The sequence below is a fragment of the Brevibacillus massiliensis genome (assembly GCF_000311785.1).
Taxonomy (GTDB): Bacteria; Bacillota; Bacilli; order Brevibacillales; family Brevibacillaceae; genus Brevibacillus_C; species Brevibacillus_C massiliensis.
On the sequence record NZ_HE978544.1, the window covers coordinates 153,269 to 174,778 of the forward strand.

At 53.8% G+C, this 21,510-nt stretch carries 23 protein-coding genes; 5 read left to right on the plus strand and 18 right to left on the minus strand.

Features of this window, described 5'->3' with window-relative positions; all coding sequences use genetic code 11:
* Nucleotides 1-26 precede the first annotated feature (26 nt).
* Nucleotides 27-788, minus strand: a complete 762-nt coding sequence (locus HGBM_RS18795; RefSeq protein WP_026074526.1) for a dimethylarginine dimethylaminohydrolase family protein — start codon at nt 786-788, stop codon at nt 27-29.
* A 32-nt stretch (nt 789-820) separates the two neighbouring features.
* Complete coding sequence (locus HGBM_RS18800) at nt 821-1,675, minus strand: dimethylarginine dimethylaminohydrolase family protein (protein WP_035287528.1); 855 nt, start codon at nt 1,673-1,675, stop codon at nt 821-823.
* Between the two features lie 197 nt (nt 1,676-1,872).
* Here HGBM_RS18800 and HGBM_RS18805 point away from each other — a divergent pair, with 197 nt between their 5' ends.
* Nucleotides 1,873-2,616: an IclR family transcriptional regulator gene (locus HGBM_RS18805; RefSeq protein ID WP_019122631.1), complete on the plus strand. Its 744-nt coding sequence runs from the start codon at nt 1,873-1,875 to the stop codon at nt 2,614-2,616.
* A gap of 67 nt (nt 2,617-2,683) precedes the next feature.
* On the opposite strand, the gene HGBM_RS27975 is transcribed toward HGBM_RS18805, so the two are convergent.
* The 14 genes from HGBM_RS27975 to HGBM_RS29055 form a co-directional block, all read right to left on the minus strand.
* On the minus strand, nt 2,684-3,124 hold the full coding sequence (locus HGBM_RS27975; RefSeq protein ID WP_019122632.1) for a hypothetical protein: 441 nt from the start codon (nt 3,122-3,124) through the stop codon (nt 2,684-2,686).
* A gap of 37 nt (nt 3,125-3,161) precedes the next feature.
* Nucleotides 3,162-4,250 (minus strand): ABC transporter substrate-binding protein, encoded by a 1,089-nt coding sequence (locus HGBM_RS18815; protein WP_019122633.1) that lies wholly within the window; start codon nt 4,248-4,250, stop codon nt 3,162-3,164.
* Between the two features lie 36 nt (nt 4,251-4,286).
* Nucleotides 4,287-5,783, minus strand: a complete 1,497-nt coding sequence (locus tag HGBM_RS18820; protein ID WP_019122634.1) for a hypothetical protein — start codon at nt 5,781-5,783, stop codon at nt 4,287-4,289.
* A 33-nt stretch (nt 5,784-5,816) separates the two neighbouring features.
* Nucleotides 5,817-6,599, minus strand: a complete 783-nt coding sequence (locus HGBM_RS18825; protein ID WP_019122635.1) for an ABC transporter permease — start codon at nt 6,597-6,599, stop codon at nt 5,817-5,819.
* Nucleotides 6,599-7,390 (minus strand): ABC transporter ATP-binding protein, encoded by a 792-nt coding sequence (locus tag HGBM_RS18830; protein WP_019122636.1) that lies wholly within the window; start codon nt 7,388-7,390, stop codon nt 6,599-6,601. Before HGBM_RS18830 ends, HGBM_RS18825 begins: the two co-directional genes overlap by 1 nt.
* A gap of 249 nt (nt 7,391-7,639) precedes the next feature.
* Nucleotides 7,640-9,568, minus strand: coding sequence for a sigma 54-interacting transcriptional regulator (locus HGBM_RS18835; RefSeq protein WP_019122637.1), 1,929 nt, complete (start codon nt 9,566-9,568; stop codon nt 7,640-7,642).
* A gap of 172 nt (nt 9,569-9,740) precedes the next feature.
* Complete coding sequence (locus tag HGBM_RS31855; RefSeq protein WP_019122638.1) at nt 9,741-10,094, minus strand: helix-turn-helix domain-containing protein; 354 nt, start codon at nt 10,092-10,094, stop codon at nt 9,741-9,743.
* Nucleotides 10,095-10,104: 10 nt separating this feature from the next.
* Nucleotides 10,105-10,362 (minus strand): response regulator, encoded by a 258-nt coding sequence (locus tag HGBM_RS31860; protein ID WP_026074527.1) that lies wholly within the window; start codon nt 10,360-10,362, stop codon nt 10,105-10,107.
* A gap of 217 nt (nt 10,363-10,579) precedes the next feature.
* Nucleotides 10,580-11,125: a hypothetical protein gene (locus tag HGBM_RS27985; RefSeq protein WP_019122639.1), complete on the minus strand. Its 546-nt coding sequence runs from the start codon at nt 11,123-11,125 to the stop codon at nt 10,580-10,582.
* A 94-nt stretch (nt 11,126-11,219) separates the two neighbouring features.
* Nucleotides 11,220-11,576, minus strand: coding sequence for a hypothetical protein (locus tag HGBM_RS18855; protein WP_019122640.1), 357 nt, complete (start codon nt 11,574-11,576; stop codon nt 11,220-11,222).
* A gap of 104 nt (nt 11,577-11,680) precedes the next feature.
* Nucleotides 11,681-12,430: an SDR family NAD(P)-dependent oxidoreductase gene (locus HGBM_RS18860; protein WP_019122641.1), complete on the minus strand. Its 750-nt coding sequence runs from the start codon at nt 12,428-12,430 to the stop codon at nt 11,681-11,683.
* Nucleotides 12,431-12,463: 33 nt separating this feature from the next.
* Nucleotides 12,464-13,261, minus strand: a complete 798-nt coding sequence (menB, locus tag HGBM_RS18865; protein ID WP_019122642.1) for a 1,4-dihydroxy-2-naphthoyl-CoA synthase — start codon at nt 13,259-13,261, stop codon at nt 12,464-12,466.
* A complete protein-coding gene (locus HGBM_RS32615; protein ID WP_245553016.1) occupies nt 13,252-14,457 on the minus strand; it encodes an acyl-CoA dehydrogenase family protein in 1,206 nt (401 codons plus the stop codon). Before HGBM_RS32615 ends, menB begins: the two co-directional genes overlap by 10 nt.
* 28 nt (nt 14,458-14,485) lie before the next feature.
* Nucleotides 14,486-16,369, minus strand: coding sequence for a sigma 54-interacting transcriptional regulator (locus HGBM_RS29055; protein ID WP_019122643.1), 1,884 nt, complete (start codon nt 16,367-16,369; stop codon nt 14,486-14,488).
* Nucleotides 16,370-16,640: 271 nt separating this feature from the next.
* Between HGBM_RS29055 and HGBM_RS18885 the strand changes: the two genes are divergently transcribed.
* From HGBM_RS18885 to HGBM_RS18900, 4 genes are read left to right on the plus strand one after another with little or no spacing between them, the layout of a single operon-like run.
* The gene (locus HGBM_RS18885; protein ID WP_019122645.1) at nt 16,641-17,054 is read left to right on the plus strand and encodes a BlaI/MecI/CopY family transcriptional regulator; all 414 of its coding nucleotides are present in this window, start codon (nt 16,641-16,643) and stop codon (nt 17,052-17,054) included.
* Nucleotides 17,055-17,059: 5 nt separating this feature from the next.
* Entirely contained in the window at nt 17,060-17,914 is an 855-nt protein-coding gene (locus HGBM_RS18890; RefSeq protein WP_245553017.1) for a M56 family metallopeptidase, read from the plus strand.
* Between the two features lie 45 nt (nt 17,915-17,959).
* Complete coding sequence (locus tag HGBM_RS18895; RefSeq protein ID WP_019122646.1) at nt 17,960-18,667, plus strand: DsbA family protein; 708 nt, start codon at nt 17,960-17,962, stop codon at nt 18,665-18,667.
* Between the two features lie 2 nt (nt 18,668-18,669).
* The gene (locus HGBM_RS18900) at nt 18,670-19,104 is read left to right on the plus strand and encodes a disulfide oxidoreductase (RefSeq protein ID WP_019122647.1); all 435 of its coding nucleotides are present in this window, start codon (nt 18,670-18,672) and stop codon (nt 19,102-19,104) included.
* Here HGBM_RS18900 and HGBM_RS18905 read toward each other — a convergent pair.
* Entirely contained in the window at nt 19,094-19,333 is a 240-nt protein-coding gene (locus HGBM_RS18905) for a biotin/lipoyl-containing protein (protein WP_035287479.1), read from the minus strand. The genes HGBM_RS18900 and HGBM_RS18905 overlap by 11 nt on opposite strands.
* Nucleotides 19,311-21,446, minus strand: a complete 2,136-nt coding sequence (locus tag HGBM_RS18910; protein WP_019122649.1) for a sigma 54-interacting transcriptional regulator — start codon at nt 21,444-21,446, stop codon at nt 19,311-19,313. Before HGBM_RS18910 ends, HGBM_RS18905 begins: the two co-directional genes overlap by 23 nt.
* Nucleotides 21,447-21,510 lie beyond the last annotated feature (64 nt).

The window sequence follows — 21,510 nt, forward strand, 5'->3', positions numbered from 1 at the left end:
TTAGGATGGCCGGGACAAGTTCCAACTTAAAACCGCAGCGACAAGCAGCTCAAGCCGCCGTCCAATTTGCGGAATTCAGACATCTCCAGTTCAATCGTCTGATAACCCGCTTCGTTTATCTTTTGTTTCGTTTGGGGATAGCCAGCCGGAATGATGACGTAATCATTCACACGGATGCAATTCGCCGCGTACTCTTCTTCAGGCGGAACAATGATTTTCGTATATTCGCGAAAATCCGGATGCTCAACGAATTCGCCCGCCACGACAATGACTTGGTTGCCCAAATAAGAGATGCCCGTTTTTAAGTGAAAGAATTTTTCCAACGGAACAATCGTCGCCTGGTAGTTTTCAGACTGCAAAATCTCTTTTAATTGCTCGGCCCCCTCCAGGTTCGTTCGATCGGACAAGCCAATATAGAAATGGCGGTCTATTTGCAGCACGTCTCCGCCGTCAAGGGTGCCGGGAGATGTAATATGGTACATTTTTTCGTAATGGGTTTTGAGCACTGGCTCCATTTCCCTGATTTCTCCATTACGGGAAGGAGCGCCGGGATTCGAGATGACAGCGAATTCGGGAGTGAGCACCGCCGTATCCTCTACAAACGTGGAGTCCGGGAACTCCGGGCTTGGCGGAAGGACGATCACTTCCACCCCGCAGGTTTTCAGGGCTTCCCTGTAAGCTTGATGCTGCTGCAGCGCTTTTTCATATATGGGCGTTCCGAGATTTGCCGTGGTCAGCCCATGGATATAGCTTTCTCCGGGTGTTTTGACAATCGTCTTTGTAAACATAAACATGCGAATCCCTCCTCGTGATATTCGGCTTATGTGCGGATAACCGGACAGGTCAGACAAGTCGGTCCGCCTGTTCCCAAGTAAGATATTTCACGCCCTTTGTATTCGTACACCGTCGCCCCCGCCTCGATTAATCGCTGCTTGGTGTAAGGGTTTTCAGAAAGCATCACGCAAACCCGGGGCGCCAGCGCGAGAACATTGCAGCCGAGATTCTGGTATTCGGCTTCAGGCACTTCGATCAGTTGAATTCCCCGCTCGATCAGGTACTGCCTGAAAAAGACCGGCATCAACCTCGAATAGACGACGGCCAGGTCGGAATCGACGAGACTGATGAACGACATGAGATGGAGGCATTCGGCTTCCCCCTGATCATGCGGAAGCGGGACAACGATACATTCATCCACCACATCCTTGGTCATTTCCTTGATTTGCCGAATCGCTTCATCATTCGTTCGATAGCCGCGGCCGACAGCAAGCGTCCGATCGTCCAGCCAGACCAGGTCTCCCCCGTCCGCGACAGCACTGCCGGTCAGCTCTCCTACGATGGGAATGTTTTTCTCCTGCAAAAACCGTTTAAAGGCAGCAGCTTCGGGCTGACGCAGCGTTTTCCCCGATCGTAAAAGTATCGCCCCCTTCGGAGTAAACTTGACAGGGTCATGGGCATAGATGGAATCCAGTCCGACACCTTCTGAAGCGGGCAAAAATTCAATGCGCTCCACATGCTTCCTTAAGATGTCGAGAAACTGCTCGTATTCATTCAACGCTTCGACAAAATCGGGTTCTTCGATAAAGTTGAATGTTTTCCACTCTTTGCTGAGATGCTCTTGACTGACAAAAGCTTCCTTGGGATGTTTTACGATGACGGTGTGAAGCTTTTTGTACATCGACTGACAGTAATTCAAGTCTGCGCCCCCTTATTTTTCACATATCGGAACGGGATTCCTTTGACAGGAATTTTCTACGTTGATCTTATAGCAGTTGCCTTCCAGTGTCAATATATTCTTAATTCACAGAACCATTTAAATGGAACCATAATTTCAGTTATAGTATTGCTAGGGAAACTTGAATAGGGGATGAATATATGCAAACGATTGATCGGGCCATGCAGGTAACAGCAATCCTTGCCGGAAACGAGACAAAAAAGTGGTTTTCCATTACGGAGCTATCCAAAGAGTGCGATTTGCCCGCAAGCACGCTGCATCGTCTGCTGCAATCGATGAAGAAACACGGGCTGATCCAGCAAGATCCGGATACCAAACTCTATTCATTGGGGAATACCTGGCTTGAATACGGTTTGCAGATGTACGATACGATCGATTTTGTCAGTCTGGTTCGTCCGGAAATGGAGAAGTTGATGCTTGAGGTTGAAGAAAGCGTCTACTTCAGCAAACCGATCGGATTGGAATCGTTAATCGTCGAACGAATCGACTGCCCGACAAATTCGATTCGCGTGTACGACCAATTGGGAATCCGGATCCCGATGACCATCGGGGCCGCAAATAAAGTCATGCTGGCACATATGCCGCATGATGATGCCTTGAAAATCGTGAACTCGCTGCTGAAAAAAGAGGAGACGGAGAACTTTATCCAGATGCTGCGCGATGTGAAAAAGGCGGGGTACGGAATCAGCCACGGGGAGAAGACAAAAGGCACCTCGTCAGTGGCCGCACCTGTCTTTAATCAGCTGAATGAACTGTTGGGAGCCATCAGCATCGGCTATGTCAAGTTCAATGTGACAGAGGAAAGAGAGAACTTTCTAATCGAAAAAGTGCTCGCATACGGGGCGCGTATCTCCGCTAAACTGGGGTACAAGCCAAAAGAGTAGAACAAGCGAAACGACCGTCCGGCTCCTACGGCGGACGGTCGTTTTTGTTTTGTTTAGGCCTTTTACATTACACTTTCATGTTTGAAGACTGTACCACATCTCCGTTTCTGTACAGCAGCCCCTGTACGGCCGCCACGGTAAGGACGAGGACAGCATCCATAAAACCGATCAGCAAAATGGGGACCTCCAGCATGACACCGAGCATCGGTCCCATCAGACCGCCCATCATTCCGGATGCCATTCCCTCGATAGCTGCGAGCAACCCGACCGGTTTTCCCAGGAGAAATCCCGCCGCCATCCCGGCCGTGACGGCGATGACCGTAGCCAGTGTCAAATCATGTAGACAGACGATGGACAGTGTAAGCCCCAAGGCTGTACTGGAGGCGGCAGCGACGGCCATGGTGGCAACCATTCCCTCCATGCCTGAAAGCTGTGCCCGACGCTTGTACATGCAGATCACATAACAAGCTGTGATGAACAGAACGATGGCGATATTCGCGGCGATCAAGCCAACCCCTCCTCCATTATCATGGGTAGCCAGCCGATTAGTACAGGCTGTCAATCCACCCTGTCTCGTCAAGTTCCTCCACGATGCTGTTGTCGACGAGATCTGCTGGTTTCATCCGCTTCACTTCTTCACTTGTCGAGTTGTGTAAAAAGAACTGTACAGAAGCGTCAGACACGAGCGGTTTCTTGGGAAACGTCGGAAGATTGACTTCATATGTCTTTACAGCCATGTCCTCATCGTCAATTCCGGTCCATTTCATAATCGATTTGACAGCCAAGTCCCGGTCCTTCGCAATCAGTGCATTCGCCTCGATGAGCGCTGCTACAATGGCTTTGGCCACTTCCGGATGCTGCCCGTAATACTCGCGCGTCATCCCGATTCCTGCAAGCAGCACCTCGGTATTGGAGAAGTCGTAAACCTTTTGGTAACCCATTTCATCCATCTTAAACGAGGTAGGCGGTGCGACGACGTAGAATGCCCCCTCCCCCTTTAAAAAGGCGGCGGTTCGGTCGCCTTCGCCGCCCATGTAGAGCAGTTTGACGTCTCTGCCGACCGTTAAACCCTGCCCGGCGACAAATGACTGTGCCAGGTGGTCGTACAGCGAACCTTCCGCTGCCGTAATCATCGTTTTTCCCTGCAGGCTTGCCTTTACATCCGACGGATTTACGTCCTTTTGCGCGTAGACGTAAACTGCCGGCCGGTCGGCTACCGCCGCGAGGATGACGGAATCGTGACCTGCAGCCTTCGATTTGCCTACTGCGTCCACGCCGACCAGTCCCGCCTGAATTCCATTGCTGGTGATCGCCTCCTGCAGGCGGGGCGTTCCAGCGACGTAGATCACTTCGGCCTGAAGCCCGTACTTCTCCAGCAAGCCGGCATCCTTGGCAACCCACAGCGGCAGCATGGACGCACCTTGGGTCGGGTAGCCGATTTTAATCGATACGGCAGGGCTGACAGGCTTGGGGGCCTTCTCGTCTTCCTCCGCTTGGCCGCTATTCGCCGCGGCCGGAGTGCTCGGTGTTGGTTGATGGGAATGTCCGGTTTGTACAGGCTCAGGTGATCCGCAGCCCGTTAAAATCAACAACATTGCGATCAGGAAAAACACGCCTGGTCCAGCTCGTCTCATGCAGGTATCCCCCATTCTGGTTCCTTTTTCCGTATCTCAGCCGTGGTGGTGGCCGCAGCAGCTTCGGACGTTCCCCATCTCCCAGTGACTGTGTTTGCAGTACTTGGGGTCTGCCCCGACCATTTTCATGAACAGATGATGCCACTTTTGGCAGATGTTCAATTCAGTCAGGGTCCAATCGGTCGGGTCGTTGGCGTAATGCTGCCAATAGTCCCCTTCCACGTTAATCCCCGGAACTGCCGGAATCCACGATTCTGTCAGCAGCAGATCAGGGTCGCCGTACTTCGCGGCAATCTTGCGAATGTCCGGATCGTCCAGTGCCAAGAGCCGCCCGTCTTCGATCAGCTTTTCTGTGCCGCCGCCGATCATCTCGCAAGTCACCGTGGCAAAATACAAGTGGATATGCCAATGGCCCACCGGGAGCCCCATTTTTGCTGCTTGCCGCTCCAGACTGCTGGAGATCACCGTTCCAAAACCTATGTGGATACAACCGCTGCGCATCCGTTCGTACAGACAGCTCAGCCATCCCTTCAGAAAGTCCTTCCGCGGCCGGTGAATGTGCGGATTTGTCCCGATGGAGGCCTCCCACCAGTAGAGCAGCCCTTTCCCCGGGAACCCCGGATATTCTAAGTGGTTGGTTTCGTCCATCAATTTTCGGAGTTTGTCTCCGAACAAGCCGCCTTCGTGAATCTCCGTGATCTTGCTGTTTTCCACCTTCAGTTGAATCCACGGCACCGGGCCGATGTGATTCATCGTCCCGGCAATCACGCCGTGTCCGTCTTCTTTGGGAATGTACATCCACGGACGGCCGAGCACATGCCCGGGCAGATACGTTCTGCCGAAGTTTTTATTGTGCGTCCAGAATTTCTCGACGAGCTCTTCGTTGAAGAACTCACGGTTTCGATCGTAGTAGTCGTCGTGGTTGGTATACGTCAGATCGGTGCCCTCGGGGTCGACGATGCGAATGCGGCGGGCATGGCGAATCCGCTTCCAGGTCCACTTGTCGATGGCGTCAATCACTTCGTACGGTATCGTATGGGCTGGCGAGGCCAACAGCTCCGGCGTAATGAACGGCATCCGCTGTATTTTGATCTTGGCGTCGCACAAAACGGGACCGCCGTATCCCCAGAGGAGTTTGTCGTACTTGCCTTCCTGTTCGATTCGCTCCCATTCATCCATCCACTCCGCCAGTTCTTTGGTACGTGCCAGGTAGTACTCTACCTCGTTATGCCCCTCCCAGGAAGGAATCGGGCCTTTATCCGCCATCAAAATCTCGTACTTGGTGTTGTACTTCTCCAGAATTCGCTTGCACGCTTCGATGACCATCGGATCATGCCAGTTATCGACACGAAGCAGTACGCGCTCGCCGGGCTGCAGATCCCAGGCCGCGTGCAACCCCTGGCTGTAGGGCCGCTTGGCCACTTCTTCAAGATACGGCATTAACTGCTCCACACTGTTCACCGTTACGTATGGGGGGCAGCGCGGCGGATACTTTTCGATTAAAGGCGGTTCGGTAAAATTTGGTTTATTCATTGTACTTCCTCCTCGTTCACGGTTTTACGTCTTTTATTCACTGCGCCATTTTGCCAGGCGGTTTTCTCCCCATTTGATTGCTCCGGTAATCATCAGCCCCATCAGGACGATGACGACGATTCCCACAAACACGCGATCGATATTAAAATTGGCCGACGACTGAGCGACAAAATAACCGACGCCGCCGGTCGAGACGAACATCTCCGCAGCTACGACCCCGACTAAAGCCTGGCCCATCCCGATTCGCAGTCCGGATACGATATAAGGCAGGGCCCCTGGCAGCGCGACGGTGCGAAACGTCTGCAGCGGTGTCGCCCCGAACGCCCCGGCCACTCGCAGCAGATTGCGGTCAAGGGAATGCACGCCGATGATGGTGTTCAAAATGATCGGGAAAAAGGAGGCGAGAAACACGATCAACACTTTGCTCGCGAAGCCAACTCCAACCCACAACGTGATCAGCGGAAGCAAGACGATCCGCGGCGTGCCGAGCATCGCCGTCAGGAAAGGATCAAATGCCGCTCCCAGCGGACGGTACCAGCCAAACACCAACCCGAGAACCACCGCACTCACAGCCGCCAATCCGAAGCCGACGGTAAAATGGCCAAGCGTAAACAACAGGTGCTCCGTCAGGACTCCGTTCTGGAACAGCGTGATGCAGACCTGGACGATCTTAAGCGGAGAACTGAGAAAGATCGGGTTGATCAGGCCGATACGGTACAAAATCTCCCAGATTGCCAAAAAGGAAACCACGGCAATCGATCCGATATTCCTTGCTGCCCACCCGGTATGGTCAAAAGAAAGCCGTGTGCGAGCCATCAGTTTGCCTCCCTTAATTCTTCGCTGTCATGTGCGATGAACATCCAAATATGTGCTTCATATGCTTGAAATTCACTGCTTCGCTTTATCTCCAGCGGGCGCGGACGGGGAAGCCGAATCTCGGTCGTTTCACAAATCCGTCCCGGCCTGGCGCTCATCACCACGACCCGGTCAGCCAGGTAAACGGCCTCCCCGATATCGTGGGTTACCAGAATAACCGTCTGACTGGTGGCCGCCCAAATCCGCAGCAGCTCCACCTGCATGTACTCCCGCGTCTGGGCGTCCAATGCCCCAAACGGCTCATCTAACAGCATCAGGCTTGGTTCAATCGCCAGTGCTCTGGCCAAATTGACACGCTGCTGCATTCCTCCGGACAGCTGGTATGGATAATGGGAAGAGAATCCATCCAAACCGACTAAATGAAGCAGTTCTTCCCCCCGTTCCCTCCGTTTTTTCTTGTCGACCCCTGCCAGTTCCAATCCATAGATGATGTTGTCCAACGTCGTTCGCCAGGGAAACAGCGAGGCTTGCTGAAAAACGACCCCTCGATCCCGGCCCGGGCCTTTGATCGCCCGGCCATTCAACAGGATTTCTCCGTGTTTGATCGGCTGAAACCCGGCGATTGCGCCAAGCAGCGTCGATTTCCCGCAGCCGCTTGGCCCGACGATGCAGACGAACTCCCCTTCTCTCACTTTCAAGGAGAGGTCGGAAACAGCGGTTACCTCCTTTCCATCCTTTAGCGGGTACGTAATCGTTACATTACGGGCATGAAGCTTGGTCAGATCGTTCAAACAGTGTTCGCCTCCTTGTCGTTGATGTGCTGTTGCCTGCTCGTACAATGCAAGCTGCAAAATCAATGCCAACTGTCAGAACATTCATAATGGCGCAAATGCAGAGTGCGAATGTAACGTATTGTTTCAAATTTGAAACAATAATTGTTTCCACTGTTTCGAAATAAAACGAATGAAAAAGCACGAAAAAACGTCCAGCTCTCCTTGTTTGTAGGAAGAGCTGAACGTTCCGCGTCCGCCATCTATCTTTTATAATTCTCCCCTGCACAGCCGCCACAGTGTCGTGCGGCTCACACCCAGCCGCTTTGCCAGTTCAGTGCGATTCGAGTACCTGCAGGCTAATGCCTCGACCAACTGTTGTGTCATCTCCTTCAGACTGCCGGGGACGACCATGATTCGATCGTCTGCCGGACTCTCCGCCGACAACAGCGCCGCATGTGAAGTCATGGAATCGAGAATTTGCTGCATCGTCTCCGTTTCCTCCCCGCCTGTACCAGTGAGGATGACCCACCTCTCAACCATGTTTTCCAGTTCTCGAACATTCCCCGGCCAATGATATCGCAGACACCAATCGATTAAATCCGCCGGGAACGGTTTCGCGGTTAAACCTGTCAAACCCTCGTGCTTTTTTACGAGATGAACGATCAACGCGGGAATGTCATCCAATCGCTTCCGCAGCGGCGGCAATCTCAGGGGCAGCACATTAAGCCGGTAGAAAAGGTCGGGGCGAAACCGGCCGGCTTTCATTTCGACTTCCAGTTCAACGTTCGTTGCCGCAACAATTCGCACGTCAATCGGAATCACCCGGTCCCCACCAACGCGCATGACCTCCTTCTCCTGCAAGACACGGAGGAGGCGCATCTGCAAGTGCGGTGAAATGCTTCCGATCTCATCCAAAAAGATCGTTCCGTTGTGGGCTTGTTCGAACACCCCGGAACGGCCGCCTTTTCTGGCACCGGTAAAAGCGCCATCGGTATAGCCGAACAATTCGCTTTCCAGCAGTTGTTCCGGAAGTGCGGAGCAGTTGACGGCGACAAACGGTCCCTTGCTGCGCCTTGCGTTAGCCTGATGCATGCTCTGGGCCAAAATCTCTTTTCCTGTACCGCTCTCCCCGTAGATTAAGACAGTCGAATCCATCGCCCCGTACTTCCTCGCCAGTTCGACAACCTGCTTCATCCCGGAATCTTCTACGACCAAATCATCCAGTGAAAATTTTGAGACTAATCCTTTTTTGTTCAAGTCTTTACGGATCTCCCGTTCCATATGTTGTATGCGTTGGATGTCATTCACTGTCACGACGGTACCAATCCGTTCCGTTCTGACGGCAATGTGTTCGGTGTACACCTTCAGTTCGGTTCCTTTGTTAATGACGACCTGATTTGTCAGTTCTCCGTCACCCGACTGCTGATACTCCTCCTCCCCGCCGGAGGGGAGAATCCCCAGTTCGGGCAGCGAGCGTCCGATGATCTGGCTGCTTGGCATCTGGAGCAGCTTTTCGATCTTCCGGTTGCACAATGTTACGGTGCCTTGCGGGTCGGTAATCATCAACCCCTCGGAAACGCTGTTAAAGATCGTCCGCAATTTTTCCAGGTGCTCCGCGTCCTGCCTGCGCATCGCTATCGCATCTATGGCCCGATACACCGACTGCGCAATGCTGCGAACACTCATCTCTACCAGCACCGCTTTTAATCCGTACTGCTGTGCCAAAGCGACCGCATAGGCCGCCCCGACTACAACTACCTCGATCCCGTCGGCTTTGGCTCTTTTGGCGGACTCGATGAAGCCGTCCAGATCCTCGAAGTAGTATTGGCTGACGTTTGTGCCGATCATGTCCGTCAAATCGTTAAACTCATAGCTAAACTCTTTGTGCTCGTACCCCAGTACGGCTATCCGCTCACCCATTTGCCGGGCGATATACAGTGCTTTTAACACATCAAGGTCGGTCATGTGCGAACTGATGACGGGAATCTGCAGCTTCTGTCGGAGCATTCGATAGGTAATGCCCCTGCTGATCACCGCGTCAACTTCCCCCGCTTCCACCAGAATCGTCACGCTTTCGACAGCCTTCTCCAGCACACCGTGAACCACTTTGATGGGAATGCCCAGCTCCCGCTCTACTTTCAAGACGATATCAGGCGCTTTTGGAAAAGGAAGATTCATGACAATTCTTGGCTCCATTGATTCCTCCTGCCGCAGAAACAGCCAATCTCGAGTGCGATTAAAGTTTATTTCCATCATAGGTTTTAATATTCGAAATAGTCAATATTCAAATCAGGTAATTCAACCCGAAAATCCGGGCTGCCTTTCCCATCTCCCGCCTGCAGGGAAAGACTCGCCCGGATTCAGCACATCACACCCTTCTCCTCTGAAAGAAGAAGGCAAAGACCGTCACCGCCAGCCGAATCAAGTCAAACTGCTTATTTCGACGATCGTCTCCAGCGAGTATCCTCCAGTGGCCTGATTGCGCCATGGTCCGTCGCCTCCCATAGGCGGAGGGCCCATGTTCATGTTGCCGCGATTTTGGCCTGCCCCCATCTGCGGCAGCCGTCCCGCCGCGCTTTCCTTGTTCTTTCGTCACGATCGTGTTGCGGTTATTCATCAGGTACTCCAGCAGCTCGTACTGCTTGCCGCCCAGCTTGATGATGTCGCCTTCGATGCAGACTTGATGCGTTTTCGTATTTGGCTGCAGATCTTTAAAGCGCATGATCTGTTCTCTAAAGTCCCCGAGTGTACGCCGAACGAGAGCTTCCAGATGCAGCAGCAGTTCCTCCCCGATGAAACGGCTTGACCAGGTAGTCGTCGGCTCCCTTTTTAAAGCTGCGTATCTTGTCGTCAATGCCATCCTTGGCGGTCAGCATGATGACGGGAGTCGCGATTTGCCGGCATCGCAGCTCTTCCAACACCTCGTACCCGTTCATATGCGGCAGCATGATGTCCAGGATGATCACATCGAATATATTTTGCGAGGCCAAAAACAAACCTCTCCTCGCCTTCGAACGCTTGCGTGGCCTCAAACATCGGCCGTGCCGTTTCGCGTATCGTGTCGGAAAGTTGTCGATCGTCTTCAATAAATAACAATTTCATGGACAGCACCTCTATGAAAAATCGCCGGGACTACTATGTCCAAAATGAGAGATTTACGCAACCGGCAGCTTGAAGAGAAGCGGCCCGCGGCCAAAAGATATCGCTTCATCGGTATACAGTCACCTGGGCTGCATATGGATACCCGAACCAGGATGACTGGTCATCTTTACCGGGGATAACAGGGGTTCTCCTGACGGCGAATTGCTCCGCGGGCAGCAGGTCTTCAATGAAGGGCAGCCCGGGAGCGTAATAGAAGGACCCTGCATGTTTAATGGAATGCAGGATCTCCATGTACTTTTCCGCGTATTGGCGGGGCTGTCCATCCCTTCGCAGATGATGGTGCCTGAAGTGATTGGAAAAGGCCATGTGGGAGATGACCGTTCCCCAAGTGTTTGCTTCAAAAGAAAAAGACAGCCAATCTGCCCGATGCATGTATCCATCGGTCTCGCAAAATTTATCGATCCCATATGCCTCACAGCCGTTTTCCCGCAGGAAGCGAACCAGCTTGCCCTCTTTTCCCGCGCCGATATTAAGGATCGGTTCTTGAAGCTGGGACAATTCGATTCCGAGCAGACGGATTTGGAGTTCCGGGGTATATTCATGACAGGGGATTTCAAACAATTGGTTGATTGTCCGCAAACCGCCAAACAATGCAGTATTCCGGATGCTGCCGAGATAGGTTCGCAGCGATTGAAAGTGTGCGGCGATCAGGAATTGTATTTCGCCGAGCAGCCGTTCTCTGCTGTCAATCCGGAGGAGATCGCTGACAGCCAGCCCCCAGGTACGACAAGTAGATGTTGCAAAGCTCGGTTTTCTCGCGGGGGGTCAGGACAACGAACTGGTTTACCTCCAGCAATCTGCTCTCCAGGCAATTCGCCAAATGCTCGGCCAGGAGATGTCGGACCGTTCGCTCACCCGCTTCCAGTCCGGACGCCAAAAGGAGGCGGATCTCCCGGCGGTAGCGATAGGTAAAGTCGACCATTTCCGCTGATACTCCGATCTCTTCCGCCCGGCAGGTGAACAGATTCTTGTTGCGATTTACTTGAAACTGCAAATTGGTCAGAAAAAAAACTTTCTGCAACAAGTCCCTTAAATGTTCCATACATCCTCCTTCAACCTGGATCAATCCGAAGTCTATCTATAGTATACACACGATCAAGCACGGATGAAAAACCCGCAGCCGGGACATCCGTGCTTTTTCCTGCCCTAGACCATGGTCAAACCGCCGCTGACCGACAGGGTTTGGCCGGTGACGTAATTCGCTTCATCGGAGGCAAAATAGGCGACGGCACCGGCAATATCCTCCGGGTGCGCCAACCTGCGGAAGGGAATCACCTTCTCCAGTGCCTCCGCGATCCCCCGGTTATACGTTCCAATCTCCGCGAACAGCGGCGTGTCGGCGGGACCCGGCGCAACACAGTTGACATTGATTTTGTACCGCGCCATTTCCCGGGCCAGCGTCTTGGTAAAGGCGATCACTCCGCCTTTGGCTGCCGAGTACACCGCCTCCCCGCTTGAACCCACCCTTCCGGCATCGGAGGCGATGTTGACGACCTTTCCGTACCCGTGTTCGATCATCAGCGGCAAGATCACTTTACAGGTGTGAATTTGGCCCATCAGGTTGATTTTTATCACCTTGTCCCAGGTCTCCGGCTCGCTTTGCAAAAAAGGCTCCACCTTATCCCACCCGGCGTTATTCACCAGGACGTCAATTTTTCCGTAATGTGCCTTAACCTTCTCCACCGCCTCGCCCACAGCGGCCAGGCTCGTCACATCACAGGGGATCGCGGCGGCCTCTCCGCCGCTTTCTTCGATGAGACGGACCGTTTCGTTCGCGTTCTCCAGATTGATATCCGCCGCCGCCACCGCCATCCCGCGGGCAGCCAGCGTTCGCGCTATGGCTTGGCCTATTCCCCTTCCGGCGCCGGTCACAAAGGCGATGCGCTGTTTTGTCATGGCATGTTTCCCTCCCGTGTCATATTGAAGCTGCTATTTTCTGAACCTGGCAAAATTGACCTGCCGCTTTTCCACAAAGGCATTTCGCCCTTCCATGGCCTCCTCCGTATTGTAGAACATGGCGAGGCTGCCCATCGCCAGTTGGGAAATCCCCTCGATATTGGCGCTGTCGGCATTAAACGAATACTTCAGCATCTTCAGCGCCGTCGGACTCTTCTCCAGGATTTGCCGGCACCAGTCCTCCGTTTCCGCCATCAGGTTTTCATGGGAGACGACCTTGTTGACCAGCCCCATCTGCAGCGCCTCCTCCGCTGTGTACTGCCGGCACAGGTACCATATTTCCCGCGCTTTTTTCTCGCCCACGATTCTGGCCAGGTAGGCGCTGCCGAATCCGGCGTCATAGCTGCCCACTTTGGGGCCAGATTGGCCAAAAATGGCTCGGTCCGAAGCGATGGTCAGATCGCAGATGACATGCAGCACGTGCCCCCCGCCGATCGCATAGCCGTTTACGGCGGCGATGACCGGCTTGGGGATATTGCGGATTGCGGCGTGCAGCGCCTCTACCTCCAGTCCAATGCCGCCCGCGAGGCCGCCGGAACCGTCATACCCCTTGGAATCCCGTTCTTTCTGGTCCCCTCCGGCGCAAAAAGCTTTATCTCCCGCTCCGGTCAGCACCACGACGCCGATCTGATTGTCATCCCAGGCGTCGCGGAAGGCCCAGATCATCTCCCGGACGGTCCGGGCGCGAAATGCGTTGTAGACACGCGGCCGATTGATCGTAATTTTGGCTGTCCCCTGCTTTTTTTCATAGAGAATATCCGTCAGTTCCATTGCCTTTCCTCCCATCTTTCTCCCTGCATAAAAATCGTCTTTAATAGGGGCGAAATTCCTTTCCCAACAGCTCCCGGGCAATGACGATCTGCTGAATCTGGGCCGTGCCGTCCCCGATCTCCAGTCCGATCACATCCCGCAGCCGCTGTTCGATCGGCATCTCTTTGGTATACCCGTAATGCCCATGCAGCAGCAGGCACTGGTGAATGGTCTCCTCGGCCACTTTGGGGCCCCACCACTTGCACATAGCTGCTTCTGTCGTGTGCGGCCTGCCTTGATCCCGCAGCCACAGCCCACGACAGCACTGCCAGCGAACCAGCTCCATCTGCGTGAAGTGGGTCACGATCGGAAAAAGAGACGCCTTCAAACCTGGCCAACGGCTGCCCGAAAGCATGCCGCGTTTTGACGTGATCGATCGTTTCCTCCAACGTTTGCATGGCGGCGCCCAGGCACTGCAGTCCGATCAGGATGCGGCTGAGGTCAAATCCGTTCATCACCTGGTAGAATCCGCGATTTTCCTCGCCGATCAGGCTGGACGCCGGTATTTCGACCTTGTCGAAGTAGAGCGAACCCCGGCCAATCGGCACGTTCCCCATGTCTTCATACCTGCTGCGTTCGATGCCGGGAAGGTCTGCCGGCACCAGGAATGCGCTCACACCGCGGGCGCCGGGCTCTGCTCCCGTTCTGGCAAACACGATGAACGCATCCGCGACCGTCGCCATGCTGATTCCCGATTTTTCGCACGAGATCAGGTAAGCGTCTCCCCGCCGCTCCGCCTTCGTGCGCATCCCCGCTGCATCCGATCCCGCCCCGGGTTCGGTAATGGCGATGCCGATGATTTTGTCCCCGCAGGCGAGCGGCGGCAGCCAGGACCGCTTCAGTTCTTCCGACGCGTGCTTGCCGAGGATTTCCGCGATGAGCGCATTGAGCATCACAGCATAGGTCATGTTAAAATCCCCGCGCCCGATTTCTTCCGCGGCAATCCCCGCTGTCACACAGTCCGCCTCGCTGCCTCCGTACTCGGCAGGCACTCGCAGCCCCGTAATCCCTAATCGGCCCATTTTTTTCCACGTCTCCCGAGAAAATGCGCCCTGCCGATCCCATTGCATGTAGTACGGCAAGAGCTCAGACCTGGAAAAATCCCTGAGTACCCGGCGAAGCTCTTCCTGCTCCCCGGTAAATGAGAAATCTACCATCCGTTTTGCTCCCTCTTTTCGCAAACACTTACTTCAAATTGTATTTCGACAGCTTTCTGTACAAGCTGGCAATGTGGATTTTCAGGATTTGCGCGGCAATCATCCGGTCGCCGCCCGATTTTTTCAAGGCGCGGCGAATCGCGGCTGCTTCCGCCTTGGCTACCTCCGCTTCCAATGGCAAGCACTCCCCAAGTGAACTGCCTTGCGTCATCTCCTCCTCTGACTCGATTTCATCCGCATCCGGGAACACCCTGACGTGTTCGAGCGTGAGCGTGCTGCCTTCCACCACATTCATGCCTCTTTCAATCGCGGCTTGCAGCTCCCGCACATTTCCGGGCCAGGGATAGTGAAGCAGCCATTGTCTGAGCGGGGCGTCGATTTGCTTTACGCCTGCATCCATCCGCTTGTTAAAATGGTCGATAAAGTACTCGGTCAAGCGCAAAATATCTTCCTTGCGGTGGCGCAGCGGCGGAATTTTCAACTCAAAAACGTGAAGGCGATAGTACAGGTCCTGACGGAATTTCCCCTCCCGGACAAGCGTCCTCAAGTTTTTGTTGGTGGCTGCAATAATCCGGATATCCACATCCTTTCGGCCCGTTCCGCCAATCCTCTCCACCTCCCGCTCCTGCAGGACGCGCAGGAGTTTTCCCTGCACCGGCAAGGGAAGCTCCGAGACTTCGTCCAGAAACAGCGTTCCGTGTTGGGCCAATTCCACCTTTCCTGCTTTCCCCTCACGCCTGGCTCCGCTGAACGCTCCCCTTTCATAGCCGAAGAGTTCGGATTCGAACAGTTCCTCGGGTACCGCCGCGCAATTGACGGCGACGAAGGGACCGCCGCGACGCGGACTCAAATCGTGGATCGCCTGGGAGAATAGCTCCTTGCCCGTACCGCTTTCGCCCGTGATCAAAACAGTCGAACTGCTTTTGGCTACCCTGGCAGCCAATTCCTTGATTCTCTCCATTGCCGGACTTGAACCGATAATTTGGTCAAAACTGTAGCGATGGGCGTAATCGCTGCGCCCCGCCTTCCCCGCCTTCCTCGCCTGCCAGTCCTCCCCGGGTTTTACGGCTTGCCAGAAAGCCAAAACCTCATTTGCCTGAATGTCTTGCCCACGCAGGATCACACGGCAGCAAAAGCCGCCATCAGGATCAGGCGACACATGAACCAGACACGGTTCCTCCCCGATCAACCCGAAGACGATCCGCTGCTCCTCCTCCCTGCCGTGGTCGAGCCATACAGGACTTTTGAACAGACGTTCAACCGGCAGCCCGACAAGTTCTTTCCGGTCAAACCCAAAATGTCGGCAAAAATCATCGCACAGACAGCGAATTTTCCCTCTGGCATCTGCTTCGAGCAGAATCCGATCCAGTTCGGCAGGGCTGCGCCGCTCCTCCCACGGCTCCTGGATCAGCGAGTGGAACGAATGCATCCCTGCGGGCACGCGATCCCCGACCACGATCACGGACTGCAGCGCGGGCCACTGGGGCCTCAGGCGCTCAATCATCTCTGGATAGCGGAATCCGCGAAACTCATCGGGGATGGCGATCATCTTCGATTCGGCCATCCCGACCATGTAGCCGATCTCCCGTTCCCGGTAAATCGGCACCAGAGGATTGCTGACGGCCCCGATGCGCGTTGCGGCGAGATGCAAAATCACGAATTCGTTCCAATTGGGCAGTTGAAAGGAAATCACATCCCCCCTGCAGAGTCCCAGCTCCAGCAAGCCGAGCGCCACCCGGTCGACCAGATGTCCCAGCTCCCGGTAGGTATAGCGGCTTTTGCGGTCGACGATTGCCGTCTTGTCGGGGTATTTTCGGATTGCCTCGGCGAGATAATCTATCATGGTCTTGTTCGGCCAAAGCGTTTTGTACCTGTCTACATACTCATTTGTTGGAATAGTTCGCAAATTCACAGCCCATCTCCTCCATATTTGACGAAGTATTCACGTTCATCAGATCGCAGCGTATGGACCTCTTTCGCTCCCCCTTTTATCAACAGATAAAGCAAATGCTGTGCCAATATCCCGCCGCGTTTGTACAGCGGGAGGACGGCCCCTGTTTCGTAATCCTGCAAAAGATCTCGCAAATCTGCGATGAAAATATGCGAATAAAGCAGAGATGCGCAAAGGCGCTTGACGAGCTGTCGGCAAAACACTACAATGCGTAGTGTGAGGTGCTTGTCCGATGAAAATTCAAAATTTCAAGTTCCACGAGACCGGGTTGAATCGCTTTTTTGGGCCGCTTGAAGCCAAGATCATGAACATCTTGTGGAACGGCTCGGAAATGACCATTAAAGATGTTCAGCAAAAGTTGGCAGAAGAAAAAACGACCAATTTTAACACTGTGATGACGGTGATCAACCGATTGGCAGAAAAGGGAATTCTGCAGAAACGCTCAGAAGGGAGAGCCTCCTTGTACCGGCCTGTCCTGACCAGAGAACAGTTTTTGGAAGCGCAGTCCAAAGAATTGACGAACGAGCTGCTGGAGGAATTCGGCTCGCTTGCGGTCAGCCACATACTGGACGCCCTGGAAGAAGTGGATCAGGAGCTTTTGGAAAAGCTTGAGGAAAAAATAAAAGAATTGAAAAAGGGAACATGACACATGTGGAAAAGTCAATCGAGGCTGTGATTTTTATATCTGGTGTGCTGATAGCCGGTACGATTCTCCTGCAGATGGGCATGTACGTCCTGCATGTTCTGCTGGGTCGGGAGATCGCCTTTAATCTGATTCAAGTATGCCAAAACGGGATGCACCTGCTTGGCCTCTCTTCGCTTGGCTACGTTCTCGATGCATTCGTTTTCTATACGCTCTTGTCAACCGTCTGGAAAACAGCAGAACAGATGCTGGCGTCGAAGAAGATGTACAACAGGCTGCGAGCCCGCCGCCATCCGGCGCTTACTGACGAGATCAATCAAAAATACGGCGGCAAAAACCGCGATTTTCTGGTGATATCCCACCCGGCTCCGCTCGCCTTTACGATGGGCTTCCATCCCAGGATCATTCTCTCAACCGGACTGTTTCACGCCCTGGAGCAAGCGGAACTGGAAGCCGTGATCTATCACGAGCTGTACCATCAAAAACACGGTGATCCTTTCAAGACCTTTTTGCTGTCTCTGTTCGCATCCGTCTTGTGCTATATTCCCATCTTAAAATGGCTGCAGCAAAAATATAAGATCATCCGGGAAGTGCTCGCGGACAACGATGCGATCAATCGCATGGGGACTTCCGTTTACCTGGGGAGCGCCTTAGTCAAGCTGTTGAAGCGAGGCAATCAGGTCCAGCAGCCGTTTGCCCACGTCTCCTTTACAGAGGTGTCGATCAATTACCGGATCAAGCGGATCCTCGACCCCGAGGCGGAGTTCCCGTTACAACTGCCGCCGGCGCCTACGATGGTGTCAATCTACGTGCTCTTGCTGTTGTGGACGGTGTTTTTCGTCGTCCTGTCGCAGCCTGCATAACCGTTCACACTGCATTTGGCAGTGCTCAAAAAGGAGGAAGTTCCATTGGCTCATACCGTTAAAAAGGCAGCTTCAAAAAACACACGCAGCATGCCGAAAGAACAGCAGCAAAAAAACATGAAGCGGCTCGTCTGGATTACTTGCGCATGCATCGCAGCGATCATCGCCGTCATCGTCATCACCCAGCCCAGCTCCGATCCCGTCCCGTTTGCCTACGAGAAGCTGCCGAGGCTGGGGAATGCAGACGCTCCGGTGAAGATCGTAGAGTTTGGCGATTACAAATGTCCCGTCTGCCAGCTGTTCAATCAGCAGATCAAGCCGCAGCTGATGCAAGATTACATCGACAAGGGACTCGTCTCTTTCTACTTTATGAACGATACGTTCATTGGGCCTGACTCTTACACGGCGGCTTTGGCGGCCCAGTCCGTTTTCCATCAGAGTCCTGAAGACTTCTGGAAATTTTTTGATGCCGTCTACCAAAATCAAGGGGACGAGAATACTGAGTGGGCCACGCCGGAATTCCTCGTTGAGCTTGCCCGCAAGGAAAACTTGCCGATCGACTACGACAAGCTGAAGCAGGACATCCAGAACGAAACGTACGGGGCCGAGGTGGACGAGCACAACGCATACGCCCAAAAAATCGGCGTTACAAGCACGCCGACTCTGTTCATCAACGGTCAAAAGTTTGAGAACACCTTTGACTACAATGCGCTGAAGACGGCGATCGATCAGGCCGTGAAAGGCGGATCATAACGATGGCATCCACAGGGTTCGCTGCTTTCTGCAAAAAATACTGCCTCTACCTGGCCTGGGTGGTATCGCTCGTCGCTGTCGGCGGGAGCTTGTACTTTAGTGAAATGCTTGGCTTCATTCCCTGCAAGCTCTGCTGGTTTCAGCGCATCTTCATGTATCCCCAGGCCGTGCTGCTCGGCATGGCAAGCTACCGGAACGACCGGAGCCTTATTCCGTATCTGCTGCCGCTGAACATCATCGGTGGGAGCATTTCGCTCTACCATTATGCGGAACAAAAAATTCCCGCCCTGGCCAAGGTACTGCCCTGCACGGCAGGCGTACCTTGCAGCCAGGATTACATCAACTGGCTCGGGTTTATTACCATTCCGCTGCTGGCGCTCTGTGCTTTTACCTTAATCACGTGTTTTTTGTGGATGGGGCGAAGCTCTACTCGCTGATCTCAGCGACGCGACCGAGGATCATGCCGGAGATGACCGTATCGCCCGGAGCTACCTCCAGACTGTGGGCATATCCTGTTACCGGGGAGAGGATTTCATGGGTGACTCCTTTGACATGAAGCGAAAACATCGCCTCTCCCTGCTCTACCTTGTCTCCCTGCTCGAACAGGATGCGGGCCACTGTTCCGTCAAACGGAGCGATGACATCAAAGTGAATCACCCGTCTCATCACCCCGTTCCCGCTTCCATTGAATCGCCTGGTATTTTCTGCTGATGGTGGATTGGCTGACGCCCAGCGCTTTTGCAGCCAGCGACGTCGTTTTATACTCTTCCATCGCCATAGTGATCAACTGTTCCTCCAATGCTTTCATGGCTTCTTTTAAAGAAACGATCTTATGCAAATTGCGCGGCACATGCGTTTTCTTGCCTTTTTTGAGCAGCGGCGTGATCTGGTACGAGTCGATTAGGTCTTCATCCGAGGTGACCGACAGGCGTTCGATGATGTTTTGCAGTTCGCGGACATTGCCCGGCCACGAATACGATTCCAACACGTCCAGCGCATCCTGTGACAACTGATTTTTTCTGCCGTACTTTTCATTGAACTTCTGCAAAAAGTACAAGCTGAGGAGCGGGATGTCTTCCGGACGCTCCCGCAGCGGCGGGATGTGAATCGGGATCACGTTCAGCCGGTAGTAGAGATCCTCGCGAAAGCTTCCCTGTTCAACCATTTTCTCCAGGTTTTTATTGGTTGCGGCGATAATCTGCACGTCCACTTCCTCCACTTTGGTGCCGCCCACCGGGATGATTTCCCGCTCCTGCAGCACCCGCAGCAGCTTTACCTGCAGACTCAAGGGCATCTCGGCGATCTCGTCCAGGAAGAGGATTCCTTTATTTGCCATCTGGAAGTAACCGATCTTTCCGTTGGCATTCGCCCCGGTAAAAGCTCCCTTCTCGTATCCAAACAGTTCGCTTTCCAGCAGCGCTTCCGGTATCGCCCCGCAGTTTACCTTGATAAACGGCTTGTTGTGCCTCGCCCCGATCTCATGAATCGCCCGGGCGAACACCTCTTTTCCTACCCCGGACTCGCCGGTCAGCAGGACAGTGGATGCGACGTTTGCCACTTTTTGAATGTATTTCATCACTTTTTCGATTTTCCCGCTGCCGTAGATCACTTGGCGGTCCCGCACGTAATGCTTCTGGTCGCGCAGGTTTTCCAGTTCCTTTTTATACCGCTCCGACATTTTCTTGGCGTGACGCAGTTCTTCCTTTAACAGCACGGTTTCCGTAATGTCGCGCAGGGCGATGACGATCCGCTCCAGCTTGCCTTTTTCGTCAAACACCGGGTTTCCCACAGCCAGCACATTTTTCCCCGAGCGGCTCTCCTGGGTGACCGATACCTTTCGCTTCCGTTCCAGGACCATTTTGACAATCGCGGCAAAAAACGTCCCTTCGTGTTCAAGCTCCATCAGGTTGATGCCGATCAGCTGCTCCTTCTCGATCTCCCAGAAATCCTTGATCAGGTTGCCGCTGTAGCGGAGCAGGACCCCGTTCCCGTCCACGACCAGGATTTCGTCGTAAATGGAAGAAAGGATGGCCTGCAGGTCTTTGTTCAGGTTTTTGACGTACTCCAGCTCCATCGCCATGTTTTCGATATAGGGCAAATCCTGCAGAACGATGATCGCCCCCGTCACGCTGCCGTGTTTGTTGCGAATCGGCCCGAAGTCTGCCAGGACGCCGATCCGTTCGTTGACGATGATGTGATTCAGGATCACCTCGCCGTGGCCGGTCACCTTTTCGAAAATCTCCTGATCGAAGATGTCGCCGATCCGCTGCCGCCGCAGTTCTTCGGGGGAGAGGCGAATCATCCGCAAGACTTCCGAACTGAAGTTTTCAATTCGCCCGTGGGTGTCGGCGACGATGATCCCCATCGGGATGGAGTTGAGCAGCGAACGAATCCAGTCCGTATGGCTCGACTGATTGGTCAGAAGGTAGTAGAGAATGTCTTCCCGCTGCAGATATCCGGCCAGCTGCCCGTCACGGTTCAAGATGACGACCACTTCTTCGCCCAGTACCTTGATAAAGTCCAGCATGTCGGCTTCCCGCTGAATGGACATCAGATTGGTGCGAAAGGGAAGCTGACCTGCCGGCCGGCTCATCCATTCCTTGTCGCTGATCGACGGCATCATATCGGTATTGCGGATAAAAGCGACAACTCTGCCGTGCTCGCGCTCGGTGATAAACACGTACGGTTCATTGTACTCCGACATGATTTTCCACACATCGTTTCCCGTAGACTCCATCGTGACAGTATACGCTTCCCTGACAAACCACTTTGAAACCATAAAGGCCTCCCAAATGATTGACTATTCCTGCAATTATTATAATACAGCGAAGAGGCTGTCACCC

Excerpts from the sequence above, each read along its gene's own strand:
- HGBM_RS32615 (WP_245553016.1), bottom strand. The coding sequence starts at position 14,457 with ATGGTAGATTTCTCATTTACCGGGGAGCAGGAAGAGCTTCGCCGGGTA.
- HGBM_RS18910 (WP_019122649.1), bottom strand. The coding sequence starts at position 21,446 with ATGGTTTCAAAGTGGTTTGTCAGGGAAGCGTATACTGTCACGATGGAG.
- menB (WP_019122642.1), bottom strand. The coding sequence starts at position 13,261 with ATGGAACTGACGGATATTCTCTATGAAAAAAAGCAGGGGACAGCCAAA.
- HGBM_RS18805 (WP_019122631.1), top strand. The coding sequence starts at position 1,873 with ATGCAAACGATTGATCGGGCCATGCAGGTAACAGCAATCCTTGCCGGA.
- HGBM_RS31855 (WP_019122638.1), bottom strand. The coding sequence starts at position 10,094 with ATGCGCTTTAAAGATCTGCAGCCAAATACGAAAACGCATCAAGTCTGC.
- HGBM_RS18815 (WP_019122633.1), bottom strand. The coding sequence starts at position 4,250 with ATGAGACGAGCTGGACCAGGCGTGTTTTTCCTGATCGCAATGTTGTTG.
- HGBM_RS18825 (WP_019122635.1), bottom strand. The coding sequence starts at position 6,599 with ATGGCTCGCACACGGCTTTCTTTTGACCATACCGGGTGGGCAGCAAGG.
- HGBM_RS18885 (WP_019122645.1), top strand. The coding sequence starts at position 16,641 with ATGAAAATTCAAAATTTCAAGTTCCACGAGACCGGGTTGAATCGCTTT.
- HGBM_RS18800 (WP_035287528.1), bottom strand. The coding sequence starts at position 1,675 with ATGTACAAAAAGCTTCACACCGTCATCGTAAAACATCCCAAGGAAGCT.
- HGBM_RS18855 (WP_019122640.1), bottom strand. The coding sequence starts at position 11,576 with ATGGAACATTTAAGGGACTTGTTGCAGAAAGTTTTTTTTCTGACCAAT.
- HGBM_RS18860 (WP_019122641.1), bottom strand. The coding sequence starts at position 12,430 with ATGACAAAACAGCGCATCGCCTTTGTGACCGGCGCCGGAAGGGGAATA.
- HGBM_RS18820 (WP_019122634.1), bottom strand. The coding sequence starts at position 5,783 with ATGAATAAACCAAATTTTACCGAACCGCCTTTAATCGAAAAGTATCCG.
- HGBM_RS18905 (WP_035287479.1), bottom strand. The coding sequence starts at position 19,333 with ATGAGACGGGTGATTCACTTTGATGTCATCGCTCCGTTTGACGGAACA.
- HGBM_RS18835 (WP_019122637.1), bottom strand. The coding sequence starts at position 9,568 with ATGGAGCCAAGAATTGTCATGAATCTTCCTTTTCCAAAAGCGCCTGAT.
- HGBM_RS18900 (WP_019122647.1), top strand. The coding sequence starts at position 18,670 with ATGGCATCCACAGGGTTCGCTGCTTTCTGCAAAAAATACTGCCTCTAC.
- HGBM_RS18795 (WP_026074526.1), bottom strand. The coding sequence starts at position 788 with ATGTTTACAAAGACGATTGTCAAAACACCCGGAGAAAGCTATATCCAT.